The 11,852-nt window shown below is 63.5% G+C and carries 11 protein-coding genes; 6 read left to right on the forward strand and 5 right to left on the reverse strand.

The genetic code is table 11. The features are described from left to right. Positions 1-27: 27 nt before the first annotated feature. Positions 28-1,086 carry a polyamine ABC transporter substrate-binding protein gene (locus tag LXM94_RS11575; protein WP_235771457.1) on the reverse strand — a complete coding sequence of 353 codons (1,059 nt, stop codon included), beginning with the start codon at positions 1,084-1,086 and terminating at the stop codon, positions 28-30. Between the two features lie 215 nt (positions 1,087-1,301). Between LXM94_RS11575 and LXM94_RS11580 the strand changes: the two genes are divergently transcribed. The 5 genes from LXM94_RS11580 (at position 1,302) to LXM94_RS11600 (ending at position 6,973) form a co-directional block, all read left to right on the forward strand. Continuing rightward, positions 1,302-2,234, forward strand: coding sequence for a GntR family transcriptional regulator (locus tag LXM94_RS11580; protein ID WP_235771458.1), 933 nt, complete (start codon positions 1,302-1,304; stop codon positions 2,232-2,234). 6 nt (positions 2,235-2,240) lie between these two features. After that, positions 2,241-3,539 (forward strand): glycosyltransferase, encoded by a 1,299-nt coding sequence (locus LXM94_RS11585; protein WP_235771460.1) that lies wholly within the window; start codon positions 2,241-2,243, stop codon positions 3,537-3,539. Positions 3,540-3,559: 20 nt separating this feature from the next. Beyond that, a complete protein-coding gene (locus LXM94_RS11590) occupies positions 3,560-5,041 on the forward strand; it encodes an aldehyde dehydrogenase family protein (RefSeq protein ID WP_235771461.1) in 1,482 nt (493 codons plus the stop codon). Between the two features lie 195 nt (positions 5,042-5,236). Further along, a complete protein-coding gene (locus LXM94_RS11595; RefSeq protein WP_235771463.1) occupies positions 5,237-6,481 on the forward strand; it encodes an AGE family epimerase/isomerase in 1,245 nt (414 codons plus the stop codon). A gap of 120 nt (positions 6,482-6,601) precedes the next feature. After that, positions 6,602-6,973, forward strand: a complete 372-nt coding sequence (locus LXM94_RS11600) for a DUF3307 domain-containing protein (protein ID WP_235771465.1) — start codon at positions 6,602-6,604, stop codon at positions 6,971-6,973. Between the two features lie 4 nt (positions 6,974-6,977). Here LXM94_RS11600 and LXM94_RS11605 read toward each other — a convergent pair whose 3' ends face one another. Further along, positions 6,978-7,994: a hypothetical protein gene (locus tag LXM94_RS11605; protein WP_235771467.1), complete on the reverse strand. Its 1,017-nt coding sequence runs from the start codon at positions 7,992-7,994 to the stop codon at positions 6,978-6,980. 225 nt (positions 7,995-8,219) lie between these two features. Between LXM94_RS11605 and LXM94_RS11610 the strand changes: the two genes are divergently transcribed. Continuing rightward, entirely contained in the window at positions 8,220-9,269 is a 1,050-nt protein-coding gene (locus tag LXM94_RS11610; protein ID WP_235771469.1) for a helix-turn-helix domain-containing protein, read from the forward strand. Between the two features lie 10 nt (positions 9,270-9,279). On the opposite strand, the gene LXM94_RS11615 is transcribed toward LXM94_RS11610, so the two are convergent. From LXM94_RS11615 to LXM94_RS11625, 3 genes are all read right to left on the reverse strand, one after another. Continuing rightward, on the reverse strand, positions 9,280-9,780 hold the full coding sequence (locus LXM94_RS11615; protein WP_235771471.1) for a heme-degrading domain-containing protein: 501 nt from the start codon (positions 9,778-9,780) through the stop codon (positions 9,280-9,282). Positions 9,781-9,867: 87 nt separating this feature from the next. After that, on the reverse strand, positions 9,868-10,764 hold the full coding sequence (locus LXM94_RS11620; RefSeq protein ID WP_235771473.1) for an NAD-dependent epimerase/dehydratase family protein: 897 nt from the start codon (positions 10,762-10,764) through the stop codon (positions 9,868-9,870). A gap of 216 nt (positions 10,765-10,980) precedes the next feature. Further along, the coding region (locus LXM94_RS11625; protein WP_235771475.1) for an aldo/keto reductase at positions 10,981-11,852 on the reverse strand (872 nt) is incomplete at its 5' end.

Below are 11,852 nucleotides of genomic sequence, written 5' to 3' on the forward strand. Positions count from 1 at the left end.
CCCGGCCGCCACGGGAAGAGGCTGCGATCAATTCGCGGCCTTGATCTCGCTGACGATGCGTGAATAGTCCTTCTGGGCGGTGCCGAGGTCACGCAGAAGCTCGTATTTCGTCAGTTCCGCCGGCGTCATGCCCATGTTCGGGTATTGCTCGGCCAGCGCCTTGTCGAGGCTCTCCATGGCGGCCTTGTTCGGCACCTTGTAAAGGATGTTCTGCGCGGCCCAGGCGTGGTTCTTGGCGTCGAGGATGAAGTCGATGAACTTCATCGCCGCTTCCTTGTTTTCCGAGCTCTTCATCACGACGATCGTGTCGATCCAGAGGTCGGAGCCTTCCTTCGGCACGACGAACTTGATGTCCTTGTTCTCGCCGATGCCGTAGTTGCACCAGCCGTCCCAGGCATGCACCAGCGAAGCCTCGCCGGAAACGAGCTTGGAATAGAAGGTCGTATCGTCATAGGCGAGCAGCGTCTTTTTCGCCTCGATGAGGAGGTTCTTCACCTCTTCGAGCTTCGCCGGATCGGCCTCGTTGACCGAGTAGCCCTTGGCGAGCTCGCCGGCCGCCATCAGCCAGCGGTCAGTGGCGAGCATCGTCGTCTTGCCCTTCAGCGCATCGGCCGGCTGGAGCAGGTTCATCCAGCTGTCCGGCGTGCCCTCGACGAGGTCGGAGCGATAGCAGAGCCCCGTCGTGCCCCAGGTATAGGGAACGGAATAGGCATTGCCGGGATCGTAGGCGAGGTTTACGGCTTCCGGATAGAGGTTCGCGAGGTTCGGCACCGCGGCCTTGTCGATCGGCTCGGCGAGGCCCTGTCCGTTGAGGATTTCGGCGAAGGGCGAGGAGACGAAGACGACGTCGTAGCCCTTGCCGCCGCTCGCCATCAGCTTGCCCATGATCTCTTCGTTGGTGGCATGGTTGACCACCTCGATCTCCAACCCGGTCGCCGTCTTGAAGGCTTCCGCGATGTCGGGGGCCATGTAGCCGTCCCAGTTCGAGATGACGAGATCGGCGGCGGATGCCGCGCCGGCCGCAAGGCTTGCGGCGAGAAGTGCCGCGGCCGCAGTGGCCGCAGCCAGTCCGTTCTTCGTTTTCACGGAAGACTCCCTTGTTTTGATTGTTCCAGCCTCAGACGTGGGCATGCCGGTTGGCCCGGTCTCGTTCCCTGTCGCATGGCAGTATTATTTATAAAAAAAATACGTCAATAGGCATTCGGCATATTTGTGTATCCCGTCAGAAATCCATGGGGCCGGACTTGCGAAACCGCTGCCAAGCGGGCAGCATGCTGAGCTTGAGAGGCAGCAGGCAGCCGATGAGCCCGGAACCGAAGCGCATCAACCATCGCCATGTCGAATTGGCGCAAAAGATACTGGACGTTGCCGGTGAACGCGGCATGACGCCCGGCGAACGGCTGGCCGAGCAGGCTTTCGCGTCGCTCTGCAATGTCTCGAGAACGCCGATCCGAAAGGCTTTCCAGATACTTGCCGAGCGAGGCCTGGTGACCGCCGATGCCGAAGGCGGCTTTCTCCTTGCCGCCGATCCGGTCGCCACGGCGCGACTCGAAGACACGGCGGAAGGCGACGGCGAGAGCGAAATCTATGCCGCCATCCTGCGCGACCTCGCCGCCGGCCGCATCGGCGAGGCGCAGACCATTGCCGCTCTTCAACGTCGCTATGACGTATCCCGGCCGGTGGTACAAAATGCATTGATGAAACTGGCGGAAGAAAATCTCGCCGAGCGCGGCGCCGGCCAGCAATGGCTGCTGAAGCACTTTGCGATCAGCGGCGATGCAGCGGCGAAGAGCTACGAGTTCCGCCTGGTGACCGAACCGTTGGCCCTCATTCTGCCGGATTTCCGGCGCGACATGCCGGCGATGACGGCGCTGCGCCAGTCGATGCTGATCCTGCGCGGCATGAACGAGACGACGTTCGACCGCAAGCTCTTCGATCGGACCGATTTCGACTTCCACCTGCTGATCGCGCGGTCCTGCGGCAATCCGTTCATGGCGGAAGCGCTCGTCAATCATCACCGCCGCCGCCGCGCCAGCCCGCCGGCCGGCCATGTCAACGCCTTCCGGCTTATGCAGTCGAACCTCGAGCATATCCAGATCCTCGAGCAGATCGAGCGCGGCCAGATGGAACTTGCCGCGGATCTGATGCGCGTGCATATACAGCTCTCCCAGTCGCAGCGCCCGCGCCTTGCCGGCCGCGGCGTTCCCCCCGCCTTCAAGCTCGTCTCGCGCTAGGTCTCCATGGTGCCTGCAAAGACCATTGCCCTGTTTCCGGAAGCGAGCTACGGCGCGGCGCTGAACTGCGTCGGCATCGCGCAGGAAATCCGGCGCATGGGCCACCGTCCGGTCTTCATCTGCCATCCGGGTTTTAGCGGCGTCTTCGCGGAATACGGCTTTGCCGAATACCAGCTCGCGGAGGCCGGGGCCGGCGCGCCGACGGACTGGAACGATTTCATCGAGCGCCATCAGGACGCCTTCCGCCAGCCGCCGCTCGACCAGCTCGACAGCTATGTCGGACCGACCTGGGAGGCGATCGTCGATACGGCGATGCGGGTGGAAGAGCCGCTCAGGCAGTTGCTCGGCCGGGTGAAACCCGATGCGATCGTGCTCGACAACGTCGTCATGTTCCCGGCGATCGCCACTGCCGGCGTGCCGTGGATCCGCGTCGTTTCCTGCGCGGAGACGGAAATCCCCGATGAGAACGTGCCGCCCTACCTCTCGGGTTGCGGGGAGGACGAACGCGACGCCTGGGCCGTCTATGCGGCGCGTTACGCGAAGACCGTTTCGCCGGCGCATCGGCGCTTCTCGGCTTTCCTCGCCGATTGCGGCCTCAAGCCCCCGGCGGCACCGAATTTTCTCGACCCCTCGCCCTGGCTGAACCTGCTGCTGGCGCCCGAAATCATCCGCCATCGGCGCCAGGTGCCGCTCGATCCGCAGGACTTCGTTTTCCTCGACGGCTGCGTGCGCCACGAAGCGCCCTATACGCCGCCGCGCTTTGCCAGCCACAACGATGCGCCGCTGGTGCTGACGAGCTTCGGTTCGCTCGGCGCCATGGACGTCGCGATGATGAAGCGCATGATCGCCGTCTTCGCCACCCTGCCCTGCCGCTTCCTCGTCAATGCCGGACACTGGCGCGACGAGTATCGCGACGTTCCGGACAATGTCTTCATCGACAGCTGGTTTCCCCAGCCCTCGGTCGTCGAACAGGCAGGCCTGTTCATCCATCACGGCGGCAACAACTCGTTCTGCGAGGCGCTTTATTACGGGGTTCCGTCGCTGGTCATGCCCTATTGTTGGGACGGGCACGACAATGCGGTGCGCGCCGGCGAGACGGGCGTCGGGCGGAGGCTCGATCGATATCGCTGGAGCGAAAGCGAGCTTGCGGCTGTCATTGCCGACCTGCTTGACGACCGCGATATGCACGCGCGCCTCAAGGCGAACGCGGAAAAGATGCGGAAGGCTGCCGGCGTCACGCGCGCCGCGGAAGAAATCGTCAAGGTCGCGGCCGGCGCTGCCAGCGTCGTGCACGCATCGGCCTGATTACCATCGGGAGAACGCCAATGCGCGACAAACTCTTCATCGACGGGACATGGGTGGCGCCGGCCAAAGGCGGCAGTTTCGAGGTGATCGATCCGGCAACCGAGCAGGTCGTGCATCACGCGCCGGCCGGTACTGCCGAGGATATCGACGCGGCCGTGAAAGCCGCACGACAGGCGTTCGATCATGGCCCCTGGCCGAGGATGACCGGAAAGGAGCGCGCCACCGTTCTCCGCCGGATTTCCGAGATCATCCTTGCCCGCAAGCGGGAACTCGCCCGCCTGGAAGTCATCGACAACGGCAAACCGATGCCGGAGGCCGTCTGGGATATGGAGGACGCGGCCGGCTGCTTCGCTTTCTATGCCGGCCTTGCCGAAGAAATGGACGAGACCCCGGAAGAGGCGATCCCGCTCGGGGAGCCGCGGTTCTCCTCGAAAGTGGTGCGCGAGCCGATCGGCGTCGCCGCCGCCATCATCCCGTGGAACTATCCGCTGCTGATGGCCTCGTGGAAGGTGGCCCCGGCGCTCGCCGCCGGCTGCACGATGGTGCTGAAACCTTCCGAACTGACGCCGCTCACCGCCCTCGAACTGGGCGCCATCGTCGCGGAGGCGGGGCTGCCGGCCGGTGTGCTCAATATCGTCACGGGCCTCGGCCCGGAGGCCGGCCAGCCGCTTTCGGAACATTCCGGCATCGACAAGATCGCCTTTACCGGCTCGGTGCCGACCGGCGCGAAGATCATGGCGGCCGCGGCGCGCGACATCAAGAATGTCAGCCTTGAGCTCGGCGGCAAGTCGCCCTTCGTCATCTTCGCCGACAGCGACATCGAAAAGGCCGTCGAATGGATCATGTTCGGCATCTTCTGGAACCAGGGACAGGTCTGCTCGGCGACGTCTCGCGTCCTCGTCGAGGAAAGCCTCTACCCTGCCCTCCTGGAGCGGCTCGTCGCGGAAGCGGCAAAAATTCGCATTGGCAGCGGCCTCGAAGAGGGAACGCTGCTCGGACCGCTGGTCTCGAAGGGCCAGTACGATAAGGTGCTGGCCGCAATCGAGCGCGGCAAGTCAGAAGGCGCCGCCGTCGCCGGCGGCGGCAGGCGACCGGCGGGTCTCAACACGGGCTATTTCCTCGAGCCGACGATCCTCACCGACATGCCGGAGGAGAGCTTTGTCTGGACGGAGGAAATCTTCGGGCCGGTCGTCTGCGTCAAACCCTTCAAGGACGAAGCGGACGCCATCCGTATGGCGAACGACAGCCGCTTCGGTCTCGCCGCCGCCGTCATGTCGAGGGACAAGGCGCGCTGCGAGCGGGTGGCGCGCGCCTTCCGCGCCGGCATCGTCTGGATCAACTGCTCGCAGCCCACCTTCACCGAGGCGCCCTGGGGCGGCTACAAGCAGTCGGGCATCGGCCGTGAACTCGGCCGTTGGGGGCTTTCGAACTACCTCGAAACCAAGCAGATCACGTCGTTCAACAGCGAAGAGCCCTGGGGCTGGTACATCAAGTCTGATTGATTTGTAACGTTTGCATGGCTTGTCGCCCCCATCGTTCTGGGCCATAAAGCGCACCCCTACCTGTTTCGAGGCCAGCCGGATCTTTGACCATGCAGGCCGGACGCGGCATGCCGCGTCGCGGTGAAACCGAGGCTTCACACGGCTGATCCCGGCAATGGCGAGAACAACGCGGACACAACGCGAGGAGAACTGAGCATGGGTGCAATGGGACATCTCGACATCGCCTGGCGCGACCGGGACTATCACCGCCAGTGGCTTTGGCTGCAGGCCAACAGGCTTTTCGACTTCTTCCAGAACCGCGCCTTCAATCCGACGGGCGGCTTCCATGAACTCGACGTCGATGGGCGTCCCCTCAACCCCGGCAACCCGACGCGGGGCATCCACTCCACCACCCGAATGATCCATTGCTTCTCGATCGGAAGCCTGCTCGGCCGTCCGGGCTCCGACGATATCGTCGATCACGGCATGACCTATCTTTGGGAGAAGCACCGCGACCACGCGCACGGCGGCTATCACTGGTCGCTCGACAATTCCGGCGTTCTCGATGCCACGAAACAGGGCTACGGCCACGCCTTCGTCCTGCTTGCCGCTTCGAGCGCCAAGGTTGCCGGCCATCCGGATGCGGATCGGCTGCTCGCGGATGTGACGGAGATCATCGAGACACGCTTCTGGGAAGAGCACCACGGCGCCATCACGGAAGAGTTCGAAGCCGACTGGACACCGATCGAGGGCTATCGCGGCCAGAACTCCAACATGCACCTGACGGAAGCGTTGATGGCCGCCTTCGAGGCGACGGGCGAGAAGACCTATCTCGACAAGGCGGAGAAGATCGCCGATCTGGTGATCCGCCGCCGCGCGGGCGAAAACGGCTTTCGTGTTCCTGAGCATTTCGACGCGAACTGGACGATCGACAAGGACTACACCGGCAATGAGATGTTCCGCCCGTCAGGCACCACGCCCGGCCACTGGCTCGAATGGGCGCGGCTGATCCTGCAGCTCCATGCGCTCGGCGGCAAGAAGCATGGATGGATGCCCGATGCCGCGAAAAGCCTGTTCTCGCAGTCCATAGACCTCGGCTGGGACAGGGAGAGGGGCGGTTTCTTCTATACACTCGACTGGAGCGACGCGCCCGCCAAGCGCAACAAGCTGTGGTGGCCGATGTGTGAGGGCGCCGGCGCGGCCGCCTTCCTCAATGAACATCTGCCGAGCGCGTACCACGAAACCTGGTATCGCCGCATCTGGAACTGCATCGCCCGCAGCTTCATCGATGACGAGCGTGGCGGCTGGCATGAGGAACTGACGGAAGATATGATGCCGAGCCACACGCTCTTTGCCGGCAAGGGCGACATCTACCACGCGCTCCAGGCCTGCCTCATTCCTCTCTTCCCTGCGACAGGCAGCCTCACAAGGGGCATCCTGGACGCTCGCGGCAAGATGTGATTGCCAGTTGTCCTCGTCACCCATATTAGGGAATGCGAATGACCCCGGCGACAACGCTTCGTCGGGGCGCTGGGCAATCTCCGGGTTGGCGACATGGCCTTGATGCCTGATGATCCATCGATGCTTTGGTTCGCGGTCGTGACGGCTGTGTTCCTCCTCAAGCATCTGCTTGCCGATTTCCTGCTGCAGACCCAATGGATGGCGGTCGGCAAGGACGCGGAACGGCAATGGCTGCCGCCGCTTCTCGCACACGTCGGCATCCATGCCGCCCTGACCGGCCTGATCGCGCTTGCGGTCGCGCCGCAGGCGCTCTGGCTGGCCGCGGTCGATTTCGTCGTGCACGCAGCGATCGACCGATCGAAATCCGTGACGGGCAGGCGGCTGGCCCTTGCGCCGAAAAACCCTGCATTCTGGTGGCTGCTCGGGCTGGACCAGAGCTTGCACCACCTCACCCATCTGGCGTTTGTGCTGGTTCTCGCCGGCCACGCCTGACGCGTCAGGTCTCGGCGGCGGACACCTGGTCGGCGGATCGGCGGAGCAGATAGGCGGTCAGCGCCAGGCTTTCGGCGAACCACCGGTCGGAAAAGTGCCACATCCGCTCCGTGAGGCGGATGTCGTGGCCGCCGCGCGCATTGACCGTGAGCAGGTCCGCGTCGCGCACAGCCTCGATCAGGCGGCGCACATGGGTGCGGGATACACCCGTCTGGGTCGCGATCTGCTGATAGCAGGTCGCGACGTCCGTACCGTCATGTCGGGTTGCGCCTCGAAGCAGCAGCAGCAGGATCACATAGCCGCAATCGTGGCCCACGAAGGGCGCCATCAGGGCGTGCCGTTGAAAGAACCGGCTCAGCATGCCGAGATGCGGCAGGGTCTCCCGGCGAAAGGCGCGGTAGGTCCCGGCGGAGACCGGGACACCACAGTTCGGCAGGTCGAGGCCGATGGCGTTCAGGGCCTGCAGGTGCAGATTGACCGACGCCATGTCCCGCGTGATCGTTTTCTCCGTGGGCACGAGCAACCTGACACGACGATCGGACGGTTGTGCCTGCTGAACCAGAAAGCCGTATTTCTTGAGGGAGGAGACCTGCGCTTCCACGCGATTGCGGCTCGCGAAACCATGTTGCGTCACCACCTTCTGAAGTCGGCCGAGCGTCAGCCAAGTGGAGGAATCGCGCATGTCCTGCGCTGCGTGCAGCGCCAGCAGGGAGAGAAACGCCATGTACCGGCCTTCCTCCAGGATCAGCCGATTGATCAGATGGTTGTTGTCGTAAAGCCTGAGAAAGCCCTCGACCAGCACGTCGCGCACGCGCGGGAATTCGGGAGCGCGCAGGATTTCTCCGGCGAGAGCCTGATATGCCGCGGAAGACGGGTCGCTCGGCATGTGGTCCATCAGCGTCGGTTCCCCCAGAGTGCTTGGACTGCCCGGACATCTGTCACTGTTCTTTCCTTCTTGGAGAAAACCACAGAATCTCGCACAACCGGGGCCAAGGGGTGGGAATCCGAGGCGCTCTGTCAAGAATAGGGACCGGTTTCCGAAACATTATGAGATGATAAGCCAAGAGAATGAGACAAAACGCAAAGAACGCTGTATTTCATATGGATAGAGTTCGAATTTCTTTCCCCCGACATCCGTCGAAATAAGGAACGCCCTTCCGGACGTTCGCGCCTGGAACCTGTACGGATTTGATCGATTCTCTCCATGGGAAGGATCGCGATTGGAGCAAACGGACGGACGATGCCCATGCCCGGTAACCTGCCAGTGAACCAGATCGGCGTCGGTCAGATGCGCCATTGGCGAGATGCCTCAGAGGCCTTTTCGGAAACCGTAGGCCCGCTGTTCGAAACGCAGATCGACGCCCCAGAGGACGGAAATCAATTCCGCGCGGAGCTCGCCTCCTACTTTCTCGGGCATGCGGTGTTCTTCGAAGCGGACATGGGTGGCGCGGCGTATCACTTCATGCGCGACCGCAAGCGTATCGCTCAAAGCGGCCTCGATATCATTCTCATCCAGATGTTGCTGGAAGGCGAGGACATCCGCACCGTCGACGGCGAGACGGTCGCCGCGCAACCCGGCGATATCTGCATTGCGGACATGTCGCGGACATTTCGCTCGGAGACAGCATCCTGCCACAACCTGACACTCGCCTTGCCACGGCATATGATCTTCGAGCGGGAGAACCAGCTCGACGCGCTGCACGGCCTGACGATCAAGGCGTCGAGCGTCGCCGGCAAACTTCTTGGCAGCCATTTCCGAACGATCCGGCAATCCCTTGCCGTCCTTACTCCGGACGAAGCGCCCATCGTTGCGCGGGCAACGGCAAACCTTGTGGCCACGCTGGCGGCGCCGTTGAGCGAGGGGCGCATAAACGCCAACGGCACCGTTCGCGGCACCACGCTGATGGAGATCCGCCGCTATATCGATCAGAAGCTGGCCGCGCCAAATCTCGGTCCCGACCATCTCTGTCGGGCTTTCGGCCTTTCGCGGGCGACGCTCTACCGGCTGTTCGAGCCGATCGGTGGGGTCACGGATTTCATTCGCAGCCGGCGGCTGCAACGGGCGTTCGACCTTCTTCGCCAATATAGAGAGCGGTCGGTCGGCGAAGTGGCCTATGCCTGCGGCTTCGGCGACGTTTCAGCGTTTTCGCGCGCCTTTCGGCAACATTTCGGCATGACGCCGACGGAAGCCAGGGTCGCCATGGGCGGCCCCTGGCGCGGCACCACTCCAGACGCAGTTCGTGCCCTCGACGAAGCTTCGGTGCAGGACTGGTTGCGAATTGTCGGCGCCCAATAGGCGTCTCGTCTCAATCCGGCAGCCGCGCGTCGCCAAGCTCGATGCCGAGGAAGGCCGCAATGCCGTCGGCAACGATGGCATGGTCGATTCGCTGCGGCACGCCCGACACCGTGACGGCTCCAACACAGCCGAGACTGCCGACCGTCAGCGGGAATCCGCCGCCGTGCACCGCAAAGTCCGCCAGCGGCAGGCCGTGCGCCTCCATCTGGTCGCGTCCCGAAAGCGCCAACCGGCGGCCGACGAGATAGGACGAATGCCAGAGCCGCAGAACCATGTTGCGCTTGCGGCGGATCCATTCGACATTGTCCGTCGATGTGCCGGGCAGAGCGCAGTGGAACAGCGTGCGGTCGCGCATCGAAATATCGATCGCGATCCCGGCGCCGCGGGCAACCGCGGCCTCGCGGATAAGAGAGCCGAGCTGCCAGGCGTCCTCCGGGCCGAAATCGGCGAAGTGCAGGAGGCGCTCCTGTTCTTCGAGGCGCCGGATGTCGTCCTGCACGTTTTCGCTCATGATCGCTTTCCTCCGCAAAACCGCACAGACCGGCCCCGTCCTTCATAGCGGCCTGCCGCGCGCTTGTCCTCGGGCGCAGCGAGAAATTCAGGGCAGCGCCACATATTTCCGCCAGTCGTGCTCCTCGCGGAATCCGAGCACCTCGCGGATCTTGCGGTTGGATATCGGTGCCTCGTTCCCCTGAATGTCTTCGGTGACCGGCGTTCCCGGTGCCCATTTCGCAAGAAATGGCTGTGTGTCACCGTCCGCCGTGATCGTGTCGTTCACCGCATTGAACACCTGGAAGCCCAGTCCGTCCCTGGCAAGGCAGAGGTCGACAATCTGGCCGAGGTCGCGTGCGTCGATGTAGCTCCAGGCATTGCGCTTGCGCGACGGTGGATCGGCAAGAAAGGCCGGGAAGCGGTCGTATTCGTGCGGTTCGATGACGTTGCCGATCCGCAGTGCATAGATGTCGGCGCCGCTACGCATCGCGAAGGCCCGCGCCGTCTTCTCGTTGACGACCTTCGAAAGCCCGTAGCTGTCCATCGGATCGACGTCGTAGCCCTCCGTCAGCGGGAAGGCATGAAAGTCCTTGTCCCCTTCCGCGAAGCAGACGCCATAGGTCGTCTCGCTGGACGCGATGATGATCTTGCGAATCCCGAGCTTCACCGCCGCCTCGATGACATTGTAGGTCGAAACGGTGTTCACGGCGAAGGTCGTGTTGTCGGGGCGCATCAGGATGCGCGGCACGGCGGCGAAGTGTACGACCGCATCGACCGGCGCCGGACCTTTGCCGGTCTCGAAACCCTCGAAGCCGAAATGCACCGACAGTGCATTGAAAGCCTGGCCGCTCTCCGTCAGGTCGGTGATCAGCGTGTTGACCCCGGGGCATTCGAGCGCCACGAGGTCGATATTGAGGACCTCGTGGCCCTTTGCCTTGAGATAAGGAATCACGTGACGGCCGGCCTTGCCGCTGCCGCCGGTGAAAACGATACGTTTCGTCATCGGTCGTCTCTCCCGTTGTTGTACAGGACCGCAACCTCATGGCATCAACTGGCCGCCATTGACCTCCAGCGTCTGGCCGATCATGTAGCCGGACAACATCCTGGAAGCGAGGTTTCGGGTACTGTGGTCTTTCCTTTGGCTGATGAAGACTGCGTGACCTGTGATCGCCCGGTCGGCGCACGTACGGTACCCCACGCCCGCCCTGCGGGCGCCGGCTTAGACCTGACGCGACTGGGCACGCCAGAGATCGACGCCGCCTTCCAGCGCGTAGCTGTCGATCGCCGCCAGTTCTTCGTCCGTCAGCACGAGGTTCTTCACCGCGTCGAGCGAGTCATCGAGCTGCGCGACGTTGCGGGCGCCAATCAGCGCGGAGGTGACGCGGGGATCGCGCAGCGTCCAGGCGATCGCCATCTGGGCCAGTGTCTGGCCGCGCCGTTCGGCAATCGCATTCAGGCCGCGCACCCGCGCAATGTTGTCTTCGGTCAGCAGCGCCTGATTGAACGACCCGCCTTTCGCCGCCCGCGCATCGCCCGGCACGCCGTTCAGGTATTTCGAGGTCAGCAGCCCCTGCGCCAGCGGCGAGAAGGCGATGCAGCCGGCGCCGACTTCGCCGAGCGCATCAAGCAGGCCGTCCTCGATCCACCGATTGAGCATCGAATAGGATGGCTGATGGATGAGCAGCGGCACGCCCTCCGCCCGCAGAATGGCCTCGGCCTCTCGGGTCCGCTCCGGCCCGTACGAGGAAATGCCGATGTAGAGCGCCTTGCCCTGACGCACCATCTGCACCAGAGCCCCCATCGTCTCCTCGAGCGGGACGTCGAGCGTCGGGCGATGCGAGTAGAAGATGTCGACATGATCGAGGCGCATGCGCTTGAGGCTCTGTTCCAGCGAGGCCATCAGGTGTTTGCGTGACCCGCCGCTGCCGTAGGGACCGGGCCACATGTCCCAGCCCGCCTTCGAGGAGATAACGAGCTCGTCGCGATAGGGCGCGAGATCCTTGCGCAGGATCTCGCCGAAATTCTCCTCCGCCGAACCGTAGGGCGGGCCATAGTTGTTGGCGAGGTCAAAATGCGTGACGCCGCGGTCGA

This window comes from Rhizobium alarense, from assembly GCF_021555155.1.
Classification (GTDB): Bacteria; Pseudomonadota; Alphaproteobacteria; order Rhizobiales; family Rhizobiaceae; genus Rhizobium_D; species Rhizobium_D alarense.